The 25049-nt window shown below is 72.0% G+C and carries 29 protein-coding genes; 23 read left to right on the forward strand and 6 right to left on the reverse strand.

Annotated elements, in window-relative coordinates; translation table 11 throughout:
• Positions 1–3 precede the first annotated feature (3 nt).
• From AC3EO4_RS27355 to AC3EO4_RS27385, 7 genes are all read left to right on the forward strand, one after another.
• Positions 4–879 (forward strand): XcbA family protein, encoded by an 876-nt coding sequence (locus AC3EO4_RS27355; protein WP_431898471.1) that lies wholly within the window; start codon positions 4–6, stop codon positions 877–879.
• Positions 864–2186, forward strand: a complete 1323-nt coding sequence (locus AC3EO4_RS27360; RefSeq protein ID WP_431898472.1) for a class-II fumarase/aspartase family protein — start codon at positions 864–866, stop codon at positions 2184–2186. The genes AC3EO4_RS27355 and AC3EO4_RS27360 overlap by 16 nt, the downstream gene beginning before the upstream one ends.
• Positions 2183–3076 carry a 1-aminocyclopropane-1-carboxylate deaminase/D-cysteine desulfhydrase gene (locus AC3EO4_RS27365; protein ID WP_379575820.1) on the forward strand — a complete coding sequence of 298 codons (894 nt, stop codon included), beginning with the start codon at positions 2183–2185 and terminating at the stop codon, positions 3074–3076. Before AC3EO4_RS27360 ends, AC3EO4_RS27365 begins: the two co-directional genes overlap by 4 nt.
• Complete coding sequence (locus AC3EO4_RS27370; protein WP_431898473.1) at positions 3073–4518, forward strand: lyase family protein; 1446 nt, start codon at positions 3073–3075, stop codon at positions 4516–4518. Before AC3EO4_RS27365 ends, AC3EO4_RS27370 begins: the two co-directional genes overlap by 4 nt.
• Positions 4519–4531: 13 nt before the next feature.
• The gene (locus tag AC3EO4_RS27375) at positions 4532–5893 is read left to right on the forward strand and encodes a YlbE family protein (protein ID WP_431898474.1); all 1362 of its coding nucleotides are present in this window, start codon (positions 4532–4534) and stop codon (positions 5891–5893) included.
• A complete protein-coding gene (locus AC3EO4_RS27380; protein WP_379575823.1) occupies positions 5890–6285 on the forward strand; it encodes an OsmC family protein in 396 nt (131 codons plus the stop codon). Before AC3EO4_RS27375 ends, AC3EO4_RS27380 begins: the two co-directional genes overlap by 4 nt.
• A 234-nt stretch (positions 6286–6519) precedes the next feature.
• On the forward strand, positions 6520–6966 hold the full coding sequence (locus tag AC3EO4_RS27385; RefSeq protein ID WP_431898475.1) for a hypothetical protein: 447 nt from the start codon (positions 6520–6522) through the stop codon (positions 6964–6966).
• A gap of 25 nt (positions 6967–6991) precedes the next feature.
• Here the strand turns inward: AC3EO4_RS27385 and AC3EO4_RS27390 are convergent, their stop codons facing one another.
• Complete coding sequence (locus AC3EO4_RS27390) at positions 6992–7573, reverse strand: helix-turn-helix domain-containing protein (protein WP_379575825.1); 582 nt, start codon at positions 7571–7573, stop codon at positions 6992–6994.
• 103 nt (positions 7574–7676) lie between these two features.
• On the opposite strand from AC3EO4_RS27390, the gene AC3EO4_RS27395 reads away from it, so the two are divergent.
• Genes AC3EO4_RS27395 through AC3EO4_RS27420 form a run of 6 tightly spaced genes read left to right on the forward strand, consistent with a single transcriptional unit; the run spans position 7677 to position 11375 of the window.
• Complete coding sequence (locus AC3EO4_RS27395) at positions 7677–9008, forward strand: FAD-dependent oxidoreductase (protein ID WP_431898476.1); 1332 nt, start codon at positions 7677–7679, stop codon at positions 9006–9008.
• Positions 9005–9250 carry a hypothetical protein gene (locus AC3EO4_RS27400; RefSeq protein ID WP_379575827.1) on the forward strand — a complete coding sequence of 82 codons (246 nt, stop codon included), beginning with the start codon at positions 9005–9007 and terminating at the stop codon, positions 9248–9250. Before AC3EO4_RS27395 ends, AC3EO4_RS27400 begins: the two co-directional genes overlap by 4 nt.
• A 14-nt stretch (positions 9251–9264) precedes the next feature.
• Entirely contained in the window at positions 9265–9753 is a 489-nt protein-coding gene (locus AC3EO4_RS27405) for an MSMEG_0572/Sll0783 family nitrogen starvation response protein (protein ID WP_379575828.1), read from the forward strand.
• A 58-nt stretch (positions 9754–9811) separates the two neighbouring features.
• Complete coding sequence (gene nthB, locus AC3EO4_RS27410) at positions 9812–10486, forward strand: nitrile hydratase subunit beta (RefSeq protein ID WP_431898477.1); 675 nt, start codon at positions 9812–9814, stop codon at positions 10484–10486.
• On the forward strand, positions 10483–11064 hold the full coding sequence (nthA, locus tag AC3EO4_RS27415; RefSeq protein ID WP_431898478.1) for a nitrile hydratase subunit alpha: 582 nt from the start codon (positions 10483–10485) through the stop codon (positions 11062–11064). Before nthB ends, nthA begins: the two co-directional genes overlap by 4 nt.
• Positions 11061–11375, forward strand: a complete 315-nt coding sequence (locus tag AC3EO4_RS27420) for a nitrile hydratase accessory protein (protein WP_431898479.1) — start codon at positions 11061–11063, stop codon at positions 11373–11375. Before nthA ends, AC3EO4_RS27420 begins: the two co-directional genes overlap by 4 nt.
• Here AC3EO4_RS27420 and AC3EO4_RS27425 read toward each other — a convergent pair.
• Complete coding sequence (locus AC3EO4_RS27425) at positions 11357–12457, reverse strand: MSMEG_0565 family glycosyltransferase (RefSeq protein WP_431898480.1); 1101 nt, start codon at positions 12455–12457, stop codon at positions 11357–11359. The two genes, AC3EO4_RS27420 and AC3EO4_RS27425, sit on opposite strands and share 19 nt — an antisense overlap.
• A complete protein-coding gene (locus AC3EO4_RS27430; protein WP_431898481.1) occupies positions 12454–13902 on the reverse strand; it encodes an AllF/FdrA family protein in 1449 nt (482 codons plus the stop codon). Before AC3EO4_RS27430 ends, AC3EO4_RS27425 begins: the two co-directional genes overlap by 4 nt.
• Before the next feature lie 123 nt (positions 13903–14025).
• Here AC3EO4_RS27430 and AC3EO4_RS27435 point away from each other — a divergent pair, with 123 nt between their 5' ends.
• The 5 genes from AC3EO4_RS27435 to AC3EO4_RS27455 all read left to right on the forward strand — a co-directional run bounded on the left by AC3EO4_RS27435 (position 14026) and on the right by AC3EO4_RS27455 (position 17792).
• Positions 14026–14601 (forward strand): hypothetical protein, encoded by a 576-nt coding sequence (locus AC3EO4_RS27435; RefSeq protein WP_431898482.1) that lies wholly within the window; start codon positions 14026–14028, stop codon positions 14599–14601.
• A 59-nt stretch (positions 14602–14660) separates the two neighbouring features.
• Complete coding sequence (locus tag AC3EO4_RS27440) at positions 14661–15764, forward strand: MSMEG_0568 family radical SAM protein (protein WP_379580381.1); 1104 nt, start codon at positions 14661–14663, stop codon at positions 15762–15764.
• Between the two features lie 7 nt (positions 15765–15771).
• The gene (locus AC3EO4_RS27445) at positions 15772–16233 is read left to right on the forward strand and encodes an MSMEG_0567/Sll0786 family nitrogen starvation N-acetyltransferase (RefSeq protein WP_379580382.1); all 462 of its coding nucleotides are present in this window, start codon (positions 15772–15774) and stop codon (positions 16231–16233) included.
• 97 nt (positions 16234–16330) lie between these two features.
• A complete protein-coding gene (locus AC3EO4_RS27450; protein ID WP_379580383.1) occupies positions 16331–17329 on the forward strand; it encodes a hypothetical protein in 999 nt (332 codons plus the stop codon).
• A 100-nt stretch (positions 17330–17429) separates the two neighbouring features.
• Positions 17430–17792, forward strand: coding sequence for a hypothetical protein (locus AC3EO4_RS27455; RefSeq protein ID WP_379580384.1), 363 nt, complete (start codon positions 17430–17432; stop codon positions 17790–17792).
• Here the strand turns inward: AC3EO4_RS27455 and AC3EO4_RS27460 are convergent.
• Entirely contained in the window at positions 17749–18774 is a 1026-nt protein-coding gene (locus AC3EO4_RS27460) for an ArsR/SmtB family transcription factor (protein WP_431898483.1), read from the reverse strand. The genes AC3EO4_RS27455 and AC3EO4_RS27460 overlap by 44 nt on opposite strands.
• 152 nt (positions 18775–18926) lie before the next feature.
• On the opposite strand from AC3EO4_RS27460, the gene AC3EO4_RS27465 reads away from it, so the two are divergent.
• Positions 18927–20534 (forward strand): AfsR/SARP family transcriptional regulator, encoded by a 1608-nt coding sequence (locus AC3EO4_RS27465; RefSeq protein ID WP_431898484.1) that lies wholly within the window; start codon positions 18927–18929, stop codon positions 20532–20534.
• A 216-nt stretch (positions 20535–20750) separates the two neighbouring features.
• On the opposite strand, the gene AC3EO4_RS27470 is transcribed toward AC3EO4_RS27465, so the two are convergent.
• Positions 20751–21542, reverse strand: coding sequence for an EamA family transporter (locus AC3EO4_RS27470; RefSeq protein ID WP_431898485.1), 792 nt, complete (start codon positions 21540–21542; stop codon positions 20751–20753).
• Between the two features lie 189 nt (positions 21543–21731).
• On the opposite strand from AC3EO4_RS27470, the gene AC3EO4_RS27475 reads away from it, so the two are divergent.
• On the forward strand, positions 21732–22637 hold the full coding sequence (locus AC3EO4_RS27475; RefSeq protein WP_379580390.1) for a LysR family transcriptional regulator: 906 nt from the start codon (positions 21732–21734) through the stop codon (positions 22635–22637).
• Here AC3EO4_RS27475 and AC3EO4_RS27480 read toward each other — a convergent pair.
• Complete coding sequence (locus AC3EO4_RS27480) at positions 22634–23416, reverse strand: SDR family oxidoreductase (protein ID WP_431898486.1); 783 nt, start codon at positions 23414–23416, stop codon at positions 22634–22636. The two genes, AC3EO4_RS27475 and AC3EO4_RS27480, sit on opposite strands and share 4 nt — an antisense overlap.
• Positions 23417–23504: 88 nt before the next feature.
• Here AC3EO4_RS27480 and AC3EO4_RS27485 point away from each other — a divergent pair, with 88 nt between their 5' ends.
• The 3 genes from AC3EO4_RS27485 (at position 23505) to AC3EO4_RS27495 (ending at position 24992) form a co-directional block, all read left to right on the forward strand.
• Complete coding sequence (locus tag AC3EO4_RS27485; protein ID WP_431898487.1) at positions 23505–23927, forward strand: hypothetical protein; 423 nt, start codon at positions 23505–23507, stop codon at positions 23925–23927.
• A 71-nt stretch (positions 23928–23998) separates the two neighbouring features.
• Entirely contained in the window at positions 23999–24406 is a 408-nt protein-coding gene (locus tag AC3EO4_RS27490) for an Imm7 family immunity protein (RefSeq protein ID WP_431898488.1), read from the forward strand.
• Between the two features lie 139 nt (positions 24407–24545).
• Positions 24546–24992: a tautomerase family protein gene (locus AC3EO4_RS27495; RefSeq protein WP_431898489.1), complete on the forward strand. Its 447-nt coding sequence runs from the start codon at positions 24546–24548 to the stop codon at positions 24990–24992.
• Positions 24993–25049: the final 57 nt, after the last annotated feature.

The raw sequence follows: 25049 nt of genomic DNA on the forward strand, positions 1-25049 counted from the left end.
ACGATGACGCCGAACATGGTCCCGAGCGCCTACCGCGGCGTTTCCGTGGCACGCCTCGGCAGGATGGACGGACGGCTCCTCCTCGGGCGGGAGGCCTACCGGCGCACGCGGTTCGTGGTGGTCCGCGACGAGCGGGGCGGCACGACGTTGCTGCGGGTCGAGAAGGAGTCGGAGGTGCCGCTGTTCTCGCCCATCACGAAGATCGAGGTGCTCGCGCCACCGGAGGAGTGCGCCTACGTCGTGGCGCCGGAGGCCGATACGGCGGTGCCGTCCACGCTGGCCCGCATCGCGCTGACGCGGGCGCAGGGCGTCAGGGCTGTGGTGGTCGAGGGCAGGTACGGGCATGTCAGCTTCATCGTGAACCCCGACCCGTTGCGGCTGGCCGTACAGGAGATCGTGCCTCCGGAGCCGCCCAAGCTGCTCGACCAGGTGCGGCGCCTGCTCGCGGTGGCGGAGGACCTGCCGCCCATCGTGCCGGTCGCCGACACGGTCGGCTTCGAGGAGCTCGCGGCGCGCGCCCCGGCCGAACGCTATGTGCTGCCGTGCGGCGGGTCGGGCGTGACCGTCGGCGATGTGCCGGCGGCCTACCTGGACCGGCGCCCCGCGCTGGAGAAATGGACCCTCCTGGGATGCGCCAGGTCGCGGGAGATCCACGAGTGGTTCTACGGGGAGCCTGCCGCGGCCACGGTCGAGATCTGCCCCAGGGCGCGCGGCCGCGCCCCAGGCGTCCCGACGCTCACCAAGTGCTGCCTGCTCGAGGACCGGATCGAGCGATCCGACGGGCTGGTCGTCGTGCCATGGGGCGCCACGCTCGGTCAGGTGCGCGCCGCCCTGGAACACCTGGCGCGCGGATGGGAGCCGTCATGGCGACCCGTCTGACCGAATCGGCCGAGTACGCTCACCTGTGGAGCACGCCGAGGCTCCGCGCCGTCTTCGACGAGCGGCTGCAAACCTGGCTGGACATCCTGGTGGCGCTGGCCGCGGCGCAGGCCGAGCTCGGGCTGATCCCCGCGGCGGCGGCCGGTCAGATCGCCGAGCACGCGCGGGCGGAGCGCCTCGATCTGGAGTTCGTGGCCGTGGAGACGCGGCGCACCTCGCACTCCACGCTGGGACTCATCCGCGGACTGCAGCGGCTGCTGCCCGAGCCCGCGCGGGAGTACGTCTACTACGGAGCCACCGTCCAGGATCTCACCGACACCTGGTTCGGGCTGGTGATGCGGGACGTCGGCAGGCTCGTCCAGGACGACCTGACCAGGACGCACGGGTCGCTGCTGCGACTGGCGGCGCTGCACCGCGACACGGTCATGAGCGGGCGCACCCACGGCCAGCCCGGCGCCCCCATCACCTTCGGCTTCAAGGTCGTGACCTGGGCCGACGAGGTGGCACGCCATCTCGTGCGGCTCTCCGAGGGCGCCGAGCGCTGGTCGGTGGGCCAGCTCGCGGGGGCGGTCGGCGTGCTGGGCTTCTTCGAGCCGCATGGCCAGGAACTGCGCGGGCGCTTCTGCGCCCGGCTCGGACTGCATGATCCGCTCCTCTCCTGGACCTCGGCGCGCGACCGTGTGGCGGAGTTCGGGACGGTCCTGAGCATGGTCGCGGCCACGCTCGCCCGCATCGGCGACGAGGTCTACGAGCTGCAGCGACCGGAGATCGCGGAGCTGTCGGAGCGTACGGCGCAGGACGCCGTCGGCAGCATCACCATGCCGCACAAGCGCAATCCCGAGACCAGCGAGCATCTGGACACGCTGGCCAGGCTCGCCAGGGCGGCGTCGAGCGTCCTGGTCGAAGGCATGACCGGCGGGCACGAGCGGGACGGACGTGCCTGGAAGGCCGAATGGGCGGCGCTGCCCGATGTCGCGCTCGCGGCGGGCACGGCCGCCGCACTCGCCGCCGACCTCGTCGACGGCCTGGTCGTCGACGCCGACCGCATGAGGGAGAACCTCGGGAAGACCAGCTGGGCGTCGGAACGCGTCCTCGCCGAGCTGTCGAGGCACCTGGGCAAGCACCGTGCCCAGGAGCTGATGCAGGAGGCGCTCCACGCGGACGCCGACCTCGTGACCGCGCTCGCCTCCAGCGGCGTGGCCGACCCGGCCCGCCTCGCTCGCTGGACCGCACGCCCCGAACTCGCCACCGCGGCGGCCATGGTCGACGCGGTGGTCGCCCGCGGCACTCCAGGAGTCCAGCGATGAACCCGCCGCGCCGCCGCCTGGCCCTGCTGCCCACGCCGCTCCAGCGGTTCGCCGGCATGTACCTCAAACGGGATGATCTCACTGGGTTCGGGCTCGCAGGCGCCAAGGCACGCGCCCTGGAGTACCTCCTTGGCGATGCGCTGGCACGTGGCGCGGACGTGCTGGTCACGGGCGGTTCCCCGGCCTCCAACTTCGTCGCGGGAGCGGCGCTGGCGGCGTCGGTCTGCGGCATGGAATGCGAGGTGCTCGTCTCCGGGACGGCCGGGGAACAGGCGCCCGCCACCCTGGACCTGGTGCGCTGTTCGGGAGCGAAGGTGCACCTCACCGGCGCGGACAGGACCGAGCTCGACAAGCTGATCGGCGAGCGCGCGGCGCACCTGCGTGATCACGGCCGCACTCCCTACGCGATCCCGCGCGGCGGCGCCACTCCCGTCGGCGCGCTCGGCTTCTCGCATGCCGCGCAGGAGCTGGCCGCGCAGCTGGCCTTCGACGAGGCGATCGTCGTGCTGCCGGTGGGATCGGGGGCGTCGATCGCCGGACTGCTGGTCGGAAGGGCCGCCATCGCGGCGAAGTGGCGCGTCTACGGCGTGTCGGTCAGCCGGCCGCTGCCCCAGATCCGGAGCGAGATCCTCGGCCTGGTCGCGCGCATGGGCCACGAAGGGGTGGCCGGCTGGGAACTGATCGACGCGACAGGTCCGGCGGACGACCAGGACGTGCGCACCATGCTGGCCGCGTTGCGCGCCGACGGCGTGCTGGTCGACGCCAAGTACGGCACGAAGACGCTGGCCGCCGCCGCGCGGCTGCGGGCCGCCACGCGGACTCCTCTCGTGCTGTGGCACACCGGCGGCCTTCCCGCCGCGCTGGACCTGTTGGCGAGGGCGGCGACATGACCGGCGGGCCCGCGGACGAGCTGGTGGCGGCGGGCTACGCGTGGGAGGCGGCCGACGCGCCCTGGCTGCACGCCGCGCTGGGCCTCGCAGACCTGGCCCACGGCGTCGAGCTCGCCGACCGGGACGTCCTGCCCACCAGGGTGCGCGGCCCGCTGCTGGGCGCGCTGCTCGACCTGGCCGCCATGCCCGCCGAGGCCGTCGGCTACGACCCCCGCGACGGCGAGCCGTACACCTCTCGCGAACGTCACCTCACACAACGCATCGGCGACGACGCGGGGTGGCTGCGGGCAGGGCGGACCCGGCGCGAGGCCGTGCGCACCGCCTTCCGCATCCGGGTGCGAGGGCAGATCCTCGACCTGGTCGAGGACGCCGCCGGCCTGGCGGCGTGCCTCGCCGACCAGGCGGAGCGGCACCTCGGCACCCTGATGCCCGACTACACCTACCTCCAGCAGGCGCAGCCGACCACGTTCGGGCACTACCTGCTCTCCTTCGCCGACCCCGTGCTCCGCGACGCGATGCGGCTGTTCGCCGAGTTCGGGCACGTCAACGCCAGCCCCGCCGGGTCGGGGGCCGCCAACGGCTCGCGCATCCTCGACGACCGCGACGCGACCGCCCGGGCGCTCGGCTTCGACCACGCGATCACGCACACCCGCGACGCCATGTGGCAGACCGACCCGTTCACGCACGTGATGGCCGCGGCCACAAGCCTTATCCTCACCCAGGACAAGCTCGCGGAAGACCTGGAGATCTTCGCCAGCGCCGAGTTCGGCTTCGTCGAGCTGGCCGAGGGGTACGGGCGCCCGAGCGTCGTCATGCCGCAGAAACGCAACCCGTACTCCCTCACGGTCGTCCGCGGCACGGCGGGCGTCATGCTGGGCCGCCTCACCGGCCTGACCGCCGTCATCAAGACCCCGTCGGCCCGCAGCGACAACCTCATCTACCTGTACGGCGAGCTCCCGCGCTCCCTCGACCTGGCCCACAGGACCACCCGCCTCACCACCGGCGTGGTCCGCACGCTCGAGGCCGACACCGCGCGCATGCGCGGCGCCCTGGACACCGCCTTCACCCAGGCCGCCGACCTCGCGGAGCTGCTCATGCGGCGCTTCGGCGCCGACTACCGCACCGCCCACCGGGTCGTCCAGCACGCCGTACGGCAGAGCGGCGCGCTGGACGCCGCGGCGATCGCGCGCGCGGCCACCGAGGTCGTCAGCGCCTGCTGGTCGCTCGACGACGAGGAACTGCGGGTGAGGCTCACGCCGGAGGCCCTGGTCGCCTCGCGCACCGGCCTGGGCGGGGCCGCGCCGCAGGCCGTGATGCCGATGGTCGAAGGGGTCCGCGACCAGGCCGCCGAGCTGAGTCAGGACGCGGCCGCCCGCCGCGCGGCGCTCCACGCGGCGCAGGACGCCATCCGCGCCCGCGCCGCCTGCCTGGCAGGACGCTGAGGAGGTGGCGACGATGGAGGTCGTCAATCTGGGGCTGCGAGCATTCGCCGACGCGGTGGCGGCGCAGGGAGCGGCGGTGGTCCACGTCGACGCAAGACCGCCGGCGCGCGGCGATCCGGTGCTGGTGCGAGCGCTGACGGACCTGTACTCCGCCGACCTGGAGAGCGCGAACGCCGACGTGACGGGCAGGCTCGACAGGGAGGTTCCCTCCGTGGTCGACGTCCGCCCGGCGATCGACGTGGTCCCCGGGATCGGCGACCGCACGATCCTGCACGCCGGGCCGCCGATCGTCTGGGAGGCGGTGTGCGACCCCTTGCGGCGCTCGATGCGGGCCGCGGTCGTCGCCGAGGGCTGGGCCGACGACCTGGCAGGAGCCGAGAGGGCGCTGACCGGCGGACAGGTCGAGCTGGCCGCGGCCAACGAGCACGACAGCGTGGTGCCGCTGGCGACGGCACTCGGCCCGAGCATGCCGGTCTGGGTGGTGGACAACCCCGCGGGAGGCACGCGCGCCTTCGCCCCGCTGGGCCAGGGTCCCGGAGACGTGGCCTGGCTCGGCAGGGAGTCGGCCGCGGCCGTCGAGCGGCTCGTCTTCCTCCGTACGGTGGCAGGTCCGCTGCTCAAGGAGATCGTGTCGCGGACGGGGCCGATCGACACGTTCGCGATCGCCGCCCAGGGCGTGCAGATGGGCGACGACGTGCACATGCGCGTCCAGGCGTCGACCAACCTCCTGCTGCGCTCGATGCTGCCCGCGATCGCCGCGCTCGACGACGCGGTACCGCTGGCCGCGTACCTGTCGGCCAACCACCTGTTCTTCCTCACCATGGCGATGGCCGGCGCGAAGGCGCTGACCATGTCGGCCGAGCGCGTGGCGGGCTCCAGCATCGTCACGACCATGGCGCGCAACGGCACCACGTACGGCGTGAAGCTGGCGGGGGACCGGCGGTGGTTCGTCACCGACAGCCCGCCGGTGGAGGCCGCGCTGTTCCACGCCGGGTACGGGCCACCAGACGGCGCGCCCGACATCGGCGACAGCGCCGTGCTCGAGCTGGTCGGGCTGGGCGGCGCGGCGACGGCGGGCTCGCCGGCGGTGGCGGCGTTCCTGGGCGGGACGATGGCCGACGCCGCCCGGGTCACCGGCGACATGCGCCGGATCTGCGCGGCGGAGAGCACCAGGTTCAAGCTGCCCGTGACGGACTTCCGCGGCACGCCGCTCGGCGTGGACGTGCGCAAGGTCGTCGAGACCGGGATCACGCCGCAGGTGAACACCGGCGTCCTGCACGCCCGCGACGGATCCGGCCAGATCGGCGCGGGCGTGGCCACGGCGCCACTGGCGGCGTTCCAGGCGGCGCTGCTGGCCCTGGCGGAGGCCCGATGAGCACGCGCACGGTCGGCGCCCGGTGGCGGGGCGGATACCGGGTCACCGTGACCGCCGGTGGTTTCCGGTTGCCGGTCGACGAGCCGGAGAGCGCGGGCGGCACCGACACGGGACCGCAGCCCACGGACTACCTGCTGGCGGCCATCGCGTCGTGCTTCGCGCTCGCGCTGGTGCACAGCGCGAGGAAACGCGGTGAGGAGCCGGCCGCGGTCGAGGTGAGCGTCACCGGCACCTACGACGGGCCGCGCTACAGCGAGATCGCGATCGAGATCGTCTCCACCCTGACCGGCGAGCAGGCGGAACGTCTCATCGAGGCCGCGCAGCGGGTCTGCTACGTCACCAACACGCTGCGCGAGCCGCCCCGGATCACCTTCCGCCACACCACGCGTTAGGAGCGTCTTCCCGGGGTGGGGCTCGCCGGCGGACACGCCGTGCCCGATGGAGCACCGGCGGCAGCCCGGCATGATGCGTGGCAGCATCCTGCCGAATCGAGGCAGTCCTGCCACTCGTGGTCGATGTCCCGCCTCGGGCACCCTGATGGTCCGTACCGGAACCGCAGGCGCGGCCCGGCCGGCAGATCGCGGAACTGACCAGGTCGTCCCGCCAAGAAGATGAAGAGGAGTCCCATGCAGGTGATGAAAAGGGCCGGAACCATGGCCGGTGCGGTCGCACTCGCCGGGGCGGTCGTCACCACGGCACCCGCGCACGCCGAGCCGGTCAAGGGTCCTTCCTGCGGTGCGGGCTTCTACCTCCAGGAGTCCCACAAGATTCGGGATTCCGGCGCGGGCCGTGTGGCCGGGGTGGTGTACCTGTACTACAACACGTCGACCGGCTACAACTGCGTGATAACCCGCCGTGACAAGGACTTCAGGACGGACAGTATCGCGGCGACGGTTCGGCGGTCCGGTGACAATGAGCTCTCCCGGGACAAGGGCTACCGGAGCTACGCGGGTCCCACCTACCTGCACGCCAAGGGCCAGTGCGTCAAGTTCGGCGGTCAGCTGGTCGGGCGGTTCCCCTTCGGGAATCGCTCCAAGGCCGAGTGGATCAGCGGCTGGGGCCACTGCGGCTGACGGGGGCGCCCAAGGCGGGCGCTCTCTAGCCGTTGCGCAGGGCGATCCAGATCGCCTTGGCCGGGTGGTCGCCGTCGTTGGCCCAGCGATGCGGCACCTCGCCCGAGAAGTGCAGGGAGTCGCCCGCGGACAGCGAGAAGGTCTGATCGCCCACCTGGAAGGTCAGCGTGCCCTCGGTGACGTGGACCAGCTCCTCGCCCGGATGCTGCATGCGCTTGGCGCCGCTCGACGCGCCGGGTGTGACCGTCGCCATGGCGGCGGCCGTCTGGAACTGCCGGTAGGAACCGGTGATCCCGGCCAGGGCCAGGCCCTCGTGCGGCGTGTAGACGGTGGGGCGCCGATCGCTCGGCGTGTAGTGCACCGGCTCCGGCGGCTGGTCGTCCTCCTCGACGAAGTAGCGGACGGGGACGCCGAGCGCCGTCCCGAGCTTGAGCAACGTGGTGATCGTCGGAACCATCCCGTTGCGCTCGATCTTGTGGATGGCGGCGGCGGACACGTCGCTGATGGTGGCCAGCTGTTGCAGGGAGTGGCGCTGCGCCGTACGGAGCGCGCGCAGTTTGGGACCGATCTGGCTGACGATCTCGTCGACCTGATGACCCTCGGTCATGAAATCCCCTCGTCATTGACATCACGAAGCGCCATGCAGGATAGTCAACGTGAAGTCCTCTATAATGTATGGATATTGTGCCGTACGGGCGGGAGCTGAGTCCATGGCACGGAGGATGGTCATCATTGGCGGCGGCGCCGCCGGCATCGGCGCGGCGGGTGCGGCGAAGGCCGCCGCGCCTTCGGCGGAAGTGATCGTCTACACCGCGTTCGAGGACGTGGGATACAGCCCGTGCGGCATCCCGTACGTGCACGGCAAGGAGATCCCGGACTTCACGTCGCTGTTCCTGGCCGAGAAGCAGGCCTACGCCGACGCGGGGATCGACGTCAGGTACGAGACGACGGTGCTGGGCTTCGACCCTGAGTCACGGACCGTCCAGGTCGAGGGCGAGGGCCAGAGCGGCTACGACGCCCTGATCATCGCCACCGGCTTCGACTACCAGCCCCCCGGCGTGCCCGGTGAGGACCTCGGCGGCCTCTACTACGTCAAGAACATCCGCAGGGCCATGGAGTGGGACAAGATCCTCGACAACGTACGGCACGCGGTCGTCGTCGAAGCCTCCCCCCTCGGTCTGGAGATGGTGACCGCCCTCGCCCATCGCGGCATCGACACGCACGTCATCGACCCGCACCCGTGGGCGCTCGGCGAGCTGTGCGATCCCGACATCGTCGCCCCCGTCCAGGAGTCGTGGGCCGAGATGGGCGTCACGACGCACTGGGACACCAGGCTCCTCGGATTCACCGGCGACCGCGAGGGTCACGTCAGGACCGTGGCCACCACGGATGGCGAGCTGCCCGCGGAACTGGTCGTGGTGGCCACGCACAAGGTGGCGAACAACGCGCTGGCCGTGGCCGCCGGGCTCAGGACGGGCTCGACGGGGGGCCTGGTCGTCGACGACCACATGCGCACGTCGGCTCCGCACGTCTGGGCGGCGGGCGACGTCTGCGAGATCCCGCACGGCGTGGGCGGGCTGCCCCTGCAGGGGCTCACCGGCAGCCACGCCTACGCCCAGGGCAAGGTGGCGGGCACCAACGCCGCGGGCGGAGAACGCGCGTACCAGCCGGTCTACGTCCCGTGGGGAATGGTCGCCGGCACGTGGATGATCGGCGGTGCGGCGCTGGGCGAGGTGGCGGCCACCGCGCTGGGCGTCCCGCACGTGGTCGGCAAGGCGACGGGCATCTCCAGAGCGCGCTACTTCCCCGGCGTCAGGCCGGTCACGGTCAAGCTCCTCGCCGAGCCGCGGACGTTGCGCCTGATCGGCGCGCAGATGGTCGGCGGCGAAGGGATCAAGGAGCGGGCCGACTTCCTGGCGCTCGCGGTCAGGAAGGGCATCACCCTGCACGACCTGGCCTCGATGGAGAACGTCTACTCGCCGCCGATCGGCGCCCTCAACGAGCCCATCGTGACGGCCGCGCAGGCCGGGGTGTCGACGTGATCAGCCGGTGGCTGCGCGAGAACGCCCAGCAGTACCTTCTCAGGGACGCGCAGGCGCGGGTGGCGCGCGCCCACGGCAGGACCCCGCCGCCGATCCGCGGCTCCTTCTTCTGGCGCAGGATCTTCGTCCCGATCTATCGGCTCACACCCTGGCCGGTCCGTCGCAGGTTGCTGGCCGCGATGCCCGGGAGCCACCGCCGGCACTGGCCCAAGCCGACGACGCCCGCCGGCCCGGCCGTCTAGTCAAGGAGGTCACCATGCCGAAGACCGTCACCACCGAGCTGCCAGCCGAAGGCGAGACCCTGTACGACACCGAGGAAAAGGTGTTCGCCGACGTGCGGGCCGAGCCGGGGCAGAAGGCCTACGTCTTCATCCACACCGTCCCGTACGAGGGTTCGGTCGCCCTCGTCAACCTGCTCACCTCGACGCGCCTGGTGCGCAAGGGCTTCGACGTGAACATCATCCTGTACGGCCCCGGCGTGCTGCTGGCGTCGGGCACGCGGGGTTACCCCGGCGTCGGCCAGGAGGCGTTCCCCGGGCACCTCGCGATCAACAACCAGATCAAGACCCTCATCAAGGAAGGCGCCAACATCTACGCCTGCCGCTTCGCGATGGGCGCGCTCTACGGCTTCCGCGAGGACGACCTGATCCCCGGCGTGACACCGTTCAACCCGCTCGACGTGCTCGACGCCGCGCTCACCGCGTGGAAGGAAGGCGCGTTCCAGCTGAACACCTGGACGGTCTGAGCACCGCCCGACGCCAGGTGAGAGCGCGTTCGCCCGGCGGGGCGGCTGGGAGGCGACGATGAGCAAGGCCACCGGTATCCACGACATGGGAGGCACCGAGGGCTGGGGAGCCGCGCCCGTGCCCCGACCCGACGAGCCGGTCTTCGCCGAGCGATGGCAGGCCAGGGCCTTCGCGCTCGCGGTGTTGTCGATACGGCTGTCGGGCACGAACCTCGACGCCTTCCGGCACGCGATGAACCGGCTCGACCGGCGGGACTACCTGGACGACGGCTACTACGGCCGCTGGCTGCACGGCGCGGAGAACCTGCTTCTCGACAGCTCGATCATCGCGCAGGGGACGGTGGAGGCGCGTGCCGCCAACCTGTCAGGGGGCTCGGCCGAGGAGCCTGGGCCGCCGGAGCCGAACAAGCCGGACTACGCCCCGGCCGCCGCGGGCTCCCTCCGGGAGGTCTCGTCGGCGCCCCGGTTCGCCGTGGGCTCCGCCGTACGCGCCAGGGCCTTCGACCCGCCAGGGCACACGCGGCTGCCGCGCTACGTGATGGGGCACACAGGCGAGGTCGTGATCGTCCAGCCCGCGCAGGTGCTGCCGGACACGAACGCCCACTTCCAGGGGGAGAACCCGCAGTGGGTGTACACGGTGCGTTTCGGCTCGGCCGAGCTGTTCGGCTCCGACGCCGAGCCGTTCGCGCTTCACGTCGACCTCTACGAGGACTACCTGGAGGAGGCGCCATGACGGATGAACGGGTGCCGATCGAGCTGCGCGTCGAGGCGCTCGAGCAGCTGCTGGTCGAGCGCGGCCTGATCGATTCGGCGGTCATGGACAAGTACATCGCGATGTACGAGACGGACGTCGGGCCGCTGAACGGCGCGCAGGTCGTGGCGAAGGCGTGGACGGATCCCGGCTACAAGGAGCGGTTGCTCTCCGACGGCACCGCCGCCGTCGCCGAGCTCGGGTTCAAGGGACCGCAGGGCGAGCACATCGTGGTTCTGGAGAACACGCCGGCCGTCCACAACGTGGTCGTCTGCACGCTCTGCTCCTGCTACCCCTGGCCGCTGCTCGGCCTGCCGCCCTCCTGGTACAAGGATCCCGCCTACCGGGCCAGGATGGTCCGCGAGCCGCGCGCCGTCCTGGCCGAGATGGGGCTGCGGCTGCCGGACGACGTCGAGGTCAGGGTCTGGGACAGCAGTTCAGAGGTGCGCTATTTCGTGCTCCCCTCCAGACCGGCCGGGACCGAAGGACTCTCGGAGGAACAGCTCGTGCCGCTCGTCACGCGGGACGCGATGGTGGGCGTGGCCCAGGTGACGCCATGACGCTCCCCGTCCGGCTCGACGTCGACAGCCCGGCCGCGCCGCCGCGCTCCAACGGCGAGCTGGTGTTCGCCGAGCCATGGGAGGGAAGGGCGTTCGGCCTGGCCGTGGCCGCCAGTGAGGCGGGCGTCTTCGCCTGGGAGGACTTCCGCAGGGCACTGATCGCGCGCATCGCGGCCCGGCCGGACGCCCGGTACTACCTCTGCTGGTTCGAGGCCCTGGAACAGGTGCTCGCCGTCGAGGGGCAGGTGCGCGAGCGGGCGGCGCTGCTGGCCGGCAGGCCCGCCGGCCACGATCACACGATGGAGCGGTAGATCTCGACGTGCCTGGCGGCGCAGGCCGCCCACGTGAACCGCGGCACGACCAGGCGGCCACCGGCGACGAGGGTGGCGCGCAGCGCCTCGTCGGCCATGATCCGCTCCAGGGCGGCCGCGAGTGCCTCGGGGTCGCCCACGGCGGGCAGCAGGGCGTCCACGCCGTCCGTGAGGAACTCGCGGAACACCGGCAGATCGCTGGCCACGACCGGCAGATCGCAGGCCTGCGCCTCGAGCGGTGCCAGGCCGAACCCCTCCTCGATCGAAGGGTACGCCAGGGCGTCGGCAGTGCGGTACCACGCCGCCAGCCGATCCTCGGAGACCGTCCCCACCTGCACCACGTCGAGGCCGAGCGCGGGCAGGAGGGCCAGCGCCTCGCGCCGGTAGGCCTCGTGGTCGCGGAAGGACTGGCCGCCGACGATCGCCAGCACCGGCCGCTCACCCCGCAGCAGGCCCAGGGCGCGGAACAGCGTCTTGCTGCCCTTGCGCGGTTCGACGCCGCCCACCGCCAGCAGCAGGAACCGGCCCGCCGCCCCCACGGACGCGCGCAGGGCGGCGCTCCGCCGGGTGCCGACCGGCGGGAACCTGGCCGGGTCGACGCCGTTGCGCACGACCTGGGCGGCGACGCCGTAGTCCCGGAGCAGCACGTCGCGCCAGTGCTCGCTGACGACCAGGACGTGGCCCGGATCCAGGATCGCCCTGCGCTGGCAGTCGACGAGGGCCGGCGTGGTGAAGTCGTCGACGTGGTGCACGGTGCGCACCACCCGGGCGTGCACCTGCGGCGCCGCCCTGCCGGTGATGCAGTCCTGGGCGTGGAGGATGTCGAACTCGCCCGCCACCCTCGCCAGCCCGGCGACCATGGCGTCCACCGAGGCGAAGACCTTCTCCTCCAGCGAGTCGCCCTCGACCGTGACGGGGAACAGCGTGAACGGCACCTTGAGCGGGCGGAAGAAGGCCTCCTCGCCCAGGGCGAAGACGTGCACGTCGACGCCCAGGTCGGCGAGCGCCTCGGCGAGGGCGAGGGTGTGGACGACTCCGCCGCGCGGTCTGGTGGAGTACGTGAGGAGCGCGACGCGGCTCATGAGGTGCTCTTCCTGGTGGCGATGGCCGCCGCGGCGCGTGCCGCGCGGGCGGCGGTCGCGGTGACCGCGCATCCCGCGGCGGCCAGCTTGCGTACCTGGTCGTGATACCCCTGGGGATCGAGCTCGGTGCCCAGGACGTAGGCGACCACCTGCGGACCGTCCAGTCGGGCCAGCTCCGGCGACAGGATCCCGGCGGGGTCGGGATGCGAGCCATGGCCGAGGACGACGTCGAGCAGCACCACGGCGACGTCGGGCCCGGTTTCGCGGAGCAGCTCGATCCGGGCCCCCGGGTCGATCATCGGATGCGGTCTGCCCTTCGTGAACTCCTCCTCGCCCAGGTCCAGGCAGACGTGGCGACCCGGTGGCGCGGGCAGGCCGTAGCGGGGGTCGATCGGGGTGTTGGACCAGACGGGACCGAGCACGCCGCTCAGCACCACGAGGGCCTCGTAGCAGAGCGTGCCGCCGGAGAACAGCCCGCGCACCGTGGTGCGCGCCGGCGCGAGGCGGGCGGTGGCCTCCTCCACACTCGGTCCGCGATGCAGGTCGAAGGGCGGCACCGGCCTGCCCAGGACGCCGAGCGCCTTGACCACGCCGCCTTCGAGCGTCTCGCCGCCCACGCCGACCAGGCTGGCGACCAGGGGCGTCGCCCGCGCGGCCGCCATCACTCGACGCGCCACCTGCTCGTCGGGCGGCTTGGACACCAGGAGGATCAGCTCCGTCTCCGGGTCCTCGTCGAGCATCCGGACGGCTCGCGCCGCCATGCGCCCGCCCACCTCGGGAGACAGGTCGCGACCGCCCACGCCGACCACCTGCGACACGCCGACGCCGCAGCGGTCGAGCAGGCACATGACCTCCTGTGCCCCTGTGCCCGCCGCCGCGACGACCCCCACGGGGCCACGACGCACCACGTTGGCGAATCCCAGCCCCACCCCGTCGATCACCGCCGTGCCCGCGCCTGGGCCCATGAGCAGGCGGCCCCGCCGTGCCGCGTGGTCCTTGAGCGCGATCTCGTCGCCGACGGAGACGTTGTCGCTGAACAGCAGGACGTCCAGGCCGTGACCGAGCGCCTTGTGCGCTTCGAGCGCGGCGTAGTCACCGGGAACGGAGACGACGGCGACGGTGCTGCCCGGCTGCCGTTCCAGCGCCTCCTCGAGCGAGCGCGGGCTCTCCTCGGCCCGGCCGCTTTCACGGGCGCCGAACATCGCCCGCTCACCTTCCGCGAAAGCGGCCTCCGGGTCCGTCGCCCGGACCGCGAGGATGAGATCGTACGGCGAGGCCTCGGGCGGGTCGAAACCCTCCTGCCGCAGGGCGTCCAGGTTGGCCGCGGTGGCCATCAGGGCCGTCGCCCACTCCACGCCGTCGGTGCCGCCCATCGCCCGGGCGCCGAGGAGTTGGAGGACGGAGTCCAGGTAGGTGTCGCGCAGCACGCGCACGGCCGGCTTCACGCCGCCCCCCGACCGGCCACCGCAGTCCTGTTCACGGGGTCCACCCTTCGCCGTTCTGGCGAATCACCCGAATGACGTCTAGGATCCGACTTGTCACACTGACGATAGTGAACGAGTGAAGCCTTGCCAAGCAGCCCGATCCCCGCGGAGTACGCCGAGCTCGCCCGGCGGCTGCGAGCCGCCGAGGACAGGCTCTTCCCGCTGGCGATGATCGACGCCGACCGCTACCAGCGGGCGTTGCAGATGGTGGGCGCGCTCGCCCGGCGCCTGGCACGCGCCGGCGACTACCCGGCCCTGGCCGCCGCAGAGGGCGAGATGCGCGGCTGGCTCGACGACGTGGGCGTCTCCCTGGACGGCCTCGACCCCCAGCTGGTGATCGAGGCAGCGATGTCACAGCGGTTCCGCGAGCTGCTCACCTCCTACCGCGAGCAGGCGGTCGACCGCGCCCGCGCGGCCGGCCAGGAGTGGGCGGTCCTCGAGGAGCCCGACGACGCGGCCTGGCGCGGCGGCTCGGCGCGGTGGGTGGACGTGCACGTCCCGACCGGCACCGTCATGGTCCGCTCGGTGGTCGCCGAACCCGTGATCACCTACCGGCTGGAAGTCACCGGCGAGGCGGTCCGCGTGGAGGAGTTCACCTCGCGTGAGGCCTGGCTGGCCGCGGTCGACCAGGCACGGCGGGCGCTCGCGTCGGAAAGTTAACGCCGATCCCATTTTGGTAGAATCGGGGGATCTGGTCGTAGGCACGGGAGGTGCCTGTCGTGACGGCTACGGATGTCAGCGAGCTCGTCCTCGACCTCCAGGCCCGCGGCCTGCGGCTCGAGACGCAGATGGAACGACGCACCGGCGGCGCGGGGCCCACCGACTGCGGGATGCTCTGGGTCGAAGGGCTTCCCGTCACGGCGCCCACAGAGGGCATCGCCAAGGACTCCCCGTACGTCCTGCGCGCCGAGGACGACGGTTACGGCATCTACAGGGACGGCGTACGGCTCGCCGACGCGTCCGCCCAGCGCCGACCGCGCTTCTACGACCTGACCACCGCCGACGGCGTGCCGTACTGGCAGATCGCCCTCCTGCACCTCGACTCCGTGGCGAGCACGGTCGTGCAGCACTGCGCCTACTGGGGCAACGACGACCAGTGCACGTTCTGCGGCATCGGGCTCTCGCTCGCGGCCGGCCGTACGATCGCGCGCAAGACCCCCGAGCAGCTCGCCGAGGTGGCGGTGGCGGCGCGCGACCTCGACGGCGCCGTCGACGCCACGCTGACGACCGGCAGCACGCGCGGTCCCGACCGCGGCGCCCTGTACGTGGGGCGCTGCGGCCAGGCGGTCAAGGAAAGCAGCGGGCTGCCCGTCGAGGCGCAGTTCGAGCCGCCCGCGGACCTGGACGTGATCGACGAGGTGGGCGCCATGGGGGTCGACTCGGTCGGCATCCACGTCGAGACCTTCGACCCGGACGTCCTGGCACGCGTCGCGCCCGCCAAGGCGCGCACCGGCATCGAGGGCTACTTCAGGGCGTGGGAACGGGCGGTCTCCGTCTTCGGCGCAGGACAGGTGTCGACCTACGTGATCCTCGGCATGGGGGAGGACCCCCAGGTGACGATCGACGGCTGCAAGCGGGCCGTCGACGCGGGCGTCTACCCGTTCGTCGTGCCGCTGCGCCCGGTCGTCGGCACTCCCATGGCCGGCTGGCGGCCGCCGCCGCGCACCTACACGCGGCCGATCTACGCCAAGGTCCTCGCCTACATGGCCAGGCGCGGCATGACCTCCGCCACCACCAGGGCGGGCTGCGCCCGCTGCCAGGCCTGCTCCGGGCTGAGCTCCATGGAACGCCTGCTCCACATCGGCCCCCCTCCCGCGGCCTGAGCCGGCCATGCTGCGCACGCTCGGCACGGACTGCCACCCGGCCGCCACCCCGGAGGAACTCGCGGCCCACTACGCGGTACGGCACCGCGTCTTCGTCGACGAGCAGCACATCTTCGACGGCACCGACCGCGACGCTCACGACGACGACCCGCTGACCGTCCACGTGGTCGCCTGCGCGGACGGGGTGATCGGCGGGGCCGTCCGGCTCTACCCCCTCGACGAGGCCGGTGCCCTCTGGCAGGGCGACCGGCTCGCGGTCCTCCCCGAGCACCGCGCCCACGGCCTCGGCGCCCCGCTCGTGAGATACGCGGTCAGGACCGGGGCCGAACACGGCGGCCTGCTGATGGTCGCCCACATCCAGCTGCGCAACGTCGGCTACTTCCGGCGTCTGGGCTGGCGCTGCGACGGCGAGGTGGAGATCTACGCCGGCCTGCCGCACCAGCCCATGGCGATCGACCTGCGCACATAGCCACGACGGCAGCGCAGGGCCCGTGCGTTATGACCGGTCGATGACGCGGTCACGCGAGACTGTTCATCCACAGGACGGCCCGAAGGAAAGGCCCGACATGGACGGCAAGCTGACCGTCGCACTGGTTCTCGCCCTGAGCCTGGTAGCGGCGCCCGCGCAGGCGGAACAGGGTTCGCGGATCAGGCTGGCGGGAACCTCGGCCACACTCGACGACGTGAAAGGACCGAGCCGGCTCGCGTCATACATCCTCACCGAGGACGCCGGCAACGCGAACATCGGCTATCTCCGGGTGGGCGACGGGTTCGTCAGGACTCCGTACCGCCAGGTGCCGGTGTCGAAGAACGGCCGGTGGGCGGTGGGCGTGCCGGGCCACCAACGGTACAAGCCGGCACGAAGGATCGTGCTGATCGACCGGGCCCGTGACCAGAGGTACACCGTCGCGATGCCGGTCGGCGTGACGTCCGCGCAATGGTCGCCTGACGGCAGGACCGTCCTGCTCACGGCCTACCGGTCGCGGGGCGAGTCCTACGAGACGATCGGGTTCGTCACCGTCGACGTCCACGAGCGCAGGCCCAGGCTGGTCCCGGCCGGCTCCACGTGGTTCGTCGAAGGCTGGGACGTCGGCCTGAGCGGCCGCTTCTTCTGGAACGGCGAAGGAACGGGTGTGCTGTCGACGCTGGAAGACGGCGCCGGCGTCGCGGCTTTCGACCTGAGCGGGCGCAGAACCCGCGTCTACGCCGGTGCCGGCTCCCTCGAAACGCTGGCGACCTCTGTCTTCGCGCCCTCGGGCGGACGGTTCGTCAGCCTCGGCGATGGCGACACCTCGGACACGCGTGAGATCCGCGTCGTCGACGCCGTGAGCGGACGGATCGTCCACAGGCTGCGAGGCTCGTTCCAGGGCTGGTACGGCGACGACCACATCATCGTGATGCGCGGCCACGAGGCGGAGACGGCCGGGCCGCCCACGTCCACGTTCCGGCTCGTGAGCCCCGGCGGAAGGGCCGGCACGGTGCTGATCCGGGAGAGGCTCCGCTACACCGAACCTGTGGCGGCGGGCTACAAGCCGCACCTCGCGTGGGTGGACTTCCCGGGGTGACGCCCACCCGTACCGGCGCCCGCCGGCCCGCCTTATGACGGCGTTATGAAGGCCCACTGGTCTCCTCGACCTGGATCTGCTGTCTCGGGAGAGAGAAACGATGAAGAAGACCATCGTGGTCACCGCCTCCGTCGCCGGCCTGCTCGCAGGGTGCGGTGGGAGCGGCGCGGACGTGGCCAGGGAGTGTTCGGCGATGCACCGGCTGATCGGGGACGTCTCCGCCAAGGGAATGCAACAGATCGGGGCTCCCGACCAGCTCGCCGCAACCTACGACGGCGCCGCGAAGGCGATACGAGAGCACGGCGCTCGATCAGGCGACGACGCGGTCGCGAAGGCCGCGGAGGACGTGGGCGCCGCGTGGTCCGCGCTCGCCGCCCACGTGCGCAGTGGCTCGGCCCGGGTGCCGTCGCTGGGGCCCGTCACCGAGGCGGGGGCCGCCCTGCGGCGGGCGTGCGAGCCCTAGCCGTCTCGACCAGGGCCGTGCCCACCTCGGTGATGGTGTGGATCACGTTGCCTGCCGACCTGCGGCTGGTGATCAGTCCCGCCTCCCGCAGGACGCGGGTGTGCTGGCTCGCGCTGGAGGGTGAGATCCCGTGGCGCTGGGCCAGCTCACCCGTGGTCGCGCCGTTCACGGTGGCGCGCAGGATCGCCGCGCGCGTGGCGCCGAGCAGCCGGGCATCCGCGCCATGGGCCTGGCGCGCTCGCGGAGCGGCGAGCACCTGGTCTCTCTCCACGGGATAGACCAGCACCTGCGGCAGTGCGGGATCCGCCAGCGGGACGGGCGCACCCCAGCAGAAATACGAGGGGATGAGCACGAGTCCTCTCCCGGAGAGATGGACGTCCCGGTCCACCGGGTGGTCCATCGTCATCACGGGCGGCCGCCACCTGACGGTCGGGCGGAAGCTTGCCAGCATGTGGTCGATCCCACCGTCCAGGAACGCCCGCCCGCGCAAGGCGCGGTCGGCGTCGACCATGGCCTGGATGTCGTGCCAGTACGGCTCGACGGCCGTCTCGAAGTAGCCGCGGAGAGCGCGCTGCAGGTCGCTGAAGGCGTCTCGGCGGCCGTCGATCAGGCCCCACGCCCATGACGGCGTTCCGGTCCTGCTCGCCAGCTTGTCCAGCTCCCGGCGGAGCCGCGGACGAGGCGCGGACAGCACCGCGTCCACCCCCGCCTCCAAACCGAGAATCCCGTCGGGCGGGGTGAGGAAGTCGGGGAAGTAGGACGAGGCGGCCGGGAAGAGCGGCGACAGGACCTGCCTCACGGAGGCCAGGCCGTCGAGCCTGGCGAGATCGGCGCGGGCCCGGTGCCGCCACGCGGCGAACGCGGCCCTGCCTCTGCGCCCCGCCAGGCGGTACATGCTCAGCGCGATCTCCCACAGCGGGTCGGCCGCCGGGGCGATCCGCGTCCGGGCGAGATCCTCGCCGGTGAAATGGATCCGCAGCATCACCATCTCCAGAGGAACCGCGATCGTGGCCTCATTTTCCCGGCAATCATCCGTGTGAACGGGGCTTTTAAGCCAGGGCGGAAAAACCTGGCCGCAGCCTCCGCCAACGGGCACGATTGCCGCAGTCAGCGGCAAGGGGTGAGGGCGACCACATGACTGTGCGATTCCACGTTCTCGGGCAGGTCGAGGTCACCGTGAACGGGGAGGTGCTCGACCTCGGGCACCGGCAGCGCGAGCTGCTCGCGTTCATGCTGCTCCACGCCAACGAGACAGTGGACATCGGTCGGCTGGTCGAGGTGTCGTTCCCCGACCCGGTGCCGGACTCGGCGCGCAGGCAGGTCCAGAACACCGTGGGCCGCCTGCGCAGGGCGCTGGCGGCGGCCGGCTGCCCGGAGGTGATCAGGACCAGGCAGGGCGGCTACCTGCTGGAGCTCGACACCTACGGCCTCGACCTGCTCGAATACGGCCGGCACGTCGAGGCGGGCCGCAAGGCCGCCGCGGAGGGCCGGGAGCACGCGGCCGTGACCCATCTGCGGCGAGGGTTGGCGCTGTGGCGAGGACCGCTGCTGGCCGGGATCGATGGAGCCGGGCTGGACGTCGAGGCGAACGCGATCGAGAGCGAGCGCAGGGCGGTGCTCGAGGAATGCCTCGAGCTCGAGTTACAGCTCGGCCGGCACCAGGAACTCGTCTCCGAACTCGCCGTGCTCACCGAGAAGCATCCGCTGTGCGAGCGGCTGTGGGGGCTGCGGATGCTCGCACTGTACCGATGCGGTGCCAAGGCGGACGCGCTCGCGGTCTACCAGGCGGCCCGTACGACGTTCGTGAAGGAGCTCGGACTCGAACCGGGCCGGCGCCTGCGGAGCCTCGAACAGGCCATCCTCACGGAAGACGCGTCGATCGACCTCGGCGACGCGCCACGGTGGCCGCGCCCCCGTCAGCTGCCGCCGGACGTGCCCGGTCTCACCGGCGGGTCGGGGCCGGCGGGCGGCAGCATCGCGCTGGCCACCGAGGGGCTCGATCCGGCCGCGCTGCGGCTTCTCGCCGCGCTCTCCCTGGCCGACGGCCGCGACGTACCCGGCTGGACGGTGCTCGCGATGGGCGGGTCGCCCGACCTCGCGGACGGCCTGGTCGGCTCCCGGCTCCTCCAGGCGAGCGGGCACCTGCGTTACCGCGTGCACGATCCGGTGCGTGCCCACACCCGCGAGGCGGCAGGCGCATACGATCTGCGGCCGGAGGTCACGCGCATGCTGTGCGGCTGGCTGTCGCTGGTCAGGCGTGCGCACCGGGCCGTCTACGGCGGCGATTTCGCGGTCCTGCACGGGACGGCCACGCCATGGGACCCGCCGGGCACGGAGATCGTCGATAGCGACCCCCTGTCCTGGTACGAGATCGAACGCCCGAACCTCGTCGCCGCCGTGAGACAGGCCGCCGGCCTCGGCCTCGATGAGCTCTGCTGGGACCTGGCCGTCAGCGCCGTCTCGCTGTTCCAGACCCGCGGGCATTACGACGACTGGGCGGAAACGCATCGGGTGGCCCTCGTGGCCACCCGCGCGGCGGGCAACACGCGCGGCTCCGCCGCGCTGCTCACCGGAATCGGGCTGCTCGAGGCCTACCGGCACCGCTACGAACGCGCCGCCGCGGCGGTCGAGGAGGCTCTGACGCTGTTCGAGCGCTGCGGTGACCGGCACGGGCGTGCCCTCGCCCGTTCGGTGGCCGCGTTCACCGCGGGCATGCGAGGGCGGTACGGCGAGGATCGGTGAGCTGCTCCTCGCCTCGGGGCGCATCGACGAGGCGGAGCGCCTTGACCGGCATGCTCGACACGGTCACCGAACTCGGTGACCACAGGGGAGAGTCCTTCGCGCTGTAGCCACCGGCCCGCCCGGCGTGCGCGGGCCAGGGGGTGGTCGTGGCCGTCGAGGGCCGCGACCCTGAGCCGCCGCGCGCAAGAGATCTACTTTGTAAAGGCGCCGGGGTCGCTACGCTTTCGCCGTGCGGCCGGCACCGACCCCCGCCACGATCACCAGCACGATCCCGGCCAGCTGTACCGTCGCGGGGACCTGCCCGAGCAGCACGAGACCGACCAGCACCGCCATCGCGGGCTCCAGGCACATCAGCACGCCGAACACCGCGCTCGGCAGCCTGCGAAGGGCGAGCAGTTCCAGAGTGAAGGGCAGCACGGGAAGCAGCAGCGCCAGCGCCGCGGCCTGCCACAGGACCTGCGCGGAGATCCCCGGCAGCGCCTGCGGGAGCCCGACCACCGCCGTCGCCAGCGCGGCCGCGGGCAACGAGATCGCCAGACCATGGACGCCCGGCAGCCGCTCGCCCACGCGCTGGGTGAGCAGGATGTAGGCGCCCCAGCAGAACGCCGCGCCGAGGGCCAGCAGCACGCCGACCAGGTCCGCGCCCCCCTGCCACGGCCGGGTCAGCGCCAGCACCCCGGCGAGCGCGAGCGCTGGCCACACCAGCCCCCACCGTCCGGTACGGCGCAGCACGGCCACCGCCAGCGGTCCCAGGAACTCCAACGCGGTGGCCATGGCCAGCGGGATACGCGCGATGGACTCCACGTACAGCACGGTCATCGCCCCCGTCACCCCGCCGAGCACGATCGACCAGCCCAGGTCGGCGCGGGGGAGCGCCCACACCTTCGGACGGGCGACGGCGACGAACACCAGCGCGGCGAAGCAGAGCCTGAGCCAGGCGCTGCCGGCCGGCCCCACGCTCCCGAACAGCCCGGTGGAGGCCGCCGCGGCCGTCTGCACGCTCGCCATCGCGCCCACCGCCATCGCGGCGGCCCCTACCCGGCCACGCGTTCTCGGGAGCGGAGGAGAGGCCTTCCTTCCGATGGTGGACGCCGGCGTTGTCGTGTTCGTCATGCTGAACATGTCACCGGTTGTCCACTGTCCGCGTCCACCACGTGATGACGGATTAAATATCCGTATACGGCGGATAATGGAGGCATGGACACGCGACTGCTCCGCGTTCTGGTCGAGCTGCAACGGCTGGGCACGCTCCGGGCGGTGGCCGCGGCGACCGGCTACGGTACCTCGGCCGTCTCCCAGCAATTGGCCGCCCTGGAGCGTGAGGTGGGCAAACCGCTGGTCGAGCCGGAGGGTCGCAGGCTTCGGCTGACACCCGCCGGGCGCAGACTGGCCGAGCACGGCAGAAGGATCCTCGCGGCCGTGGCGGAGGCGCACGCCGCGCTGGACCCGCAGGCCGAGCCGAGCGGCGTGCTGCGCATCGCGGCCTATGCCGGGGCCATCTCCAGGGATCTGCTGCCCGTGGCCCGCCGCCTGGCGCACTCGCACCCCGCGCTGCGGCCGCAGTTGCACGAGCACGAGCCCGACGAGGTTCTGAAGCTGCTCGACGAAGGGCTCATCGACCTGGGCTTCGTCTACGACTACAACCTGGTGCCCTGGACGTGCAACGACCCCTCGCGACTGCTGTGCGAGACGCCGCTGGTGCTGGCCGTGCCGGCGAGCGAGCACGTGCCGGGGGCCGCGGACTTCCGCGAGGCGCTCACGGTCCACGCGCGGTCGCCGTGGGTGCTCAACTCGCGCGGCCAGGCCGACGACGAGCTCGTGGCCAGGGTCTGCGCGCTGGCCGGGTTCACGCCCGTCGTCGTGCATCGGGCCGACAGCCTGGAGCTAGTGCTGGACATCGTCGCGGCGGAGCTGGGCGTCGCGCTGGTGCCGGAGTTCATCAGGGAGCGGGAAGGGGTGGTCTTCGTCCCGCTCGCCGGTCTCGACGTGCGGCGCCGGATGTACGCGGTGACCCGGCCGGGCGGCTGGGACTGGCCGGGCGTCCGGCTGGTGGTCGACCTCGTGGCGAACGACGTCGCCGCGGATCGCGCCGCCGCCCGCTAGGCGAAGCCGCCGTTGCTCATCAGCAGTTGGGCGTTGATCCACTGGCCTTCGGGCGAGCACAGGAAGTCGACGAGGTGTGCGGTGTCCTGCGGGGTGCCGAGGCGGCCGAGCGGGGTTCGGGGCAGGACGGCGTCCCGGACCTCGTCCGACATCCAGCCGGTGTCCACCGGTCCCGGGTTGATGACGTTGGCGGTGACGCCGAGGTGGGCGAGCTCGTGGGCGGCGGCCAGGGTGATGCGGTCCAGGGCCCCCTTGCTCGCGCCGTAGGGGAGGTTGCCGACGGTGTGGTCGCTGGTGAGGCTGATGATCCGGCCTGATCCCTGTACGCCGCGGAAGCGCCGGCCGTACTCGCGGATCAGCAGCCAGGTGGCGCGCGTGTTGACGGCGAAGTGCCGGTCGAAGCTCTCGACGGTGGTGTCGAGCAGGCCGGAGTCGACCGACTCGCAGTGGCACATCACCAGGGCGGTGACCTCGCCCAGTCGGCGTTCGGCCTCGTCGAAGATCCGGGCGGGGGTGTCGGGATCGGTGAGGTCCGCTTCGATCGCCGCGGTGGCCGCGCCGTACCCGATGAGGGCCGTCTCGGTCGCATCGGCCGCTCCGGGCTCGACGCCCCAGGTCATGCGCTCGTCGTAGGGGGTCCAGTAGGTGAAGGCGATGTCCCAGCCCGACGCCGCCAGGCGGCGGGCGATTCCCGCGCCGATGCCGACGGTGCGCCCCACGCCGGTGATCAGGGCGAGCGGGCGCGACGTGGGATGGTCGATCTGGTTCTGGGTCGTCATCACGAGGAGCGTCCTGGATCGGCCGCAGCCCACGCAACTCTTTTTCTCGCGGACTGAGCCGTTCGCCCGGCCGGTACGTCATAGAGACATGAAGATCTGGCGTATCGCGCTCCTACCGGCGCTCCTGCTGACCCTGGGGACGGGCGTCGCCCAGCCGGCACAGGCGGTGACCCCCACGAAGAAGACGCTGGTCACGCTCCACAAGCAGGGCGGATTCGCGGGGCTCGACGATCGGGTGATCGTGTACACCAACGGGTGCGCACGGCTGAGCCGCCGGACGGGGCTGACCGTGGACAAGTGCCTGACCAGGAAGGAAGTGGCGACGCTGCGCGGTCACCTGAAGCGCCTGCGCCTGGGGCGCTCCGAGGCGCAGCCGCAGGGGGCCGACTTCATCAAGTACACGGTCTCCTACAAGGGTCACCGCGTCAGTCGCTACACGCTGACGACGTCCTGGAGCCCGGTGGTGCGGGATCTGGAGAAGGCCCTCGAGAAGTACTGGGCTCCTGACTGATGCCTGGCTGTTCCTCCGGGCCGCGCGGGGACGCCGTCGACCGGCGCGTCGGCTCCATCTGAAGGGCGCGGATGTTCGAGTATCACGGGTGGGTGACGATCCGCGAGACGGCGGGCGCCGAGGACGGCCAGGACGGACTGCTGGAGCGGCGGCTGGCCGAGATCCGCGCCTGCCTGGCCGAACTCGGCGATTACGGCCTGGTCGACCTGCGGTTCATGAACGGCACGCCGTTCCTGCACGTGGCGGGGCAGCCCAACCACGACGGAGGGTGGGGCGCGGCCGTCGTCGGCCTGTTCGAGCGGGTCGGGCGGATCGCGCCGGGCTCCTACGGGCTGTTGCACGTGTGGGATGACGAGGGCGCCCACCCGAACGGGTTCCGGGTCTTCCGGCTGGTGCGCGGTGAGGTGAGCGAGCACGCTGATGCGCTGCTGTCTCCCGTGGTCCCGACCGTGGAGGACCCCTGGTCTGAGGGCGGGTAGGGCCGCGGGCGGGTCCTGCGGCGCCCGCCAGGCGAACGGGCGGTTCCGTCATGACAGACGAGTGAGTTGAATTAATGAACTCACTCGTCTAGCGTCGGACCCAGTCAGTTCAAATTATGTACTTACAGGGGAGTGCTGCATGCCTTTCGTGGAACTGTTCGCCCCCAAGGGTGCGTTGCGCGGCGAACGCGGCCGTCGGGTCAAGGAGCAACTGGTGGCCGAGGTGATGCTGGCCGAAGGCGCCCCCGACACCGCGGCCGCGCGAGAGATCTCCTGGCTCGTGCTCAACGAGCCCGACGCCTGGTTCGTCGGCGGCCGGCAGGTCCTCGACAAGGAGCACCCCCGCTACGTCGTCCGGGTGAGCGTGCCCGCCGGTTCCCTGAACGACGCCAAGCGGGCCGACATGATCGAGCGGATCACCCGCGTCCTGTCCGAGGCCGAGGACGATCCGCGCCGGATCTACGACCGGCCGGTCGCCTGGGTGCACCTGGTCGAGATCCCCGACGGGAACTGGGGAGCCATGGGCAGGGTCTTCCGGCTCCCCGACATCGTCGACTTCACCTCGACCGCCGCCGTCGCCGGCTGACGTTCGGCTCCCGGTACCCGCCGATCGGGGCCCGGGGCCACTGGTTCGGGGAGGCGC

Source organism: Nonomuraea sp. bgisy101, assembly GCF_057708945.1.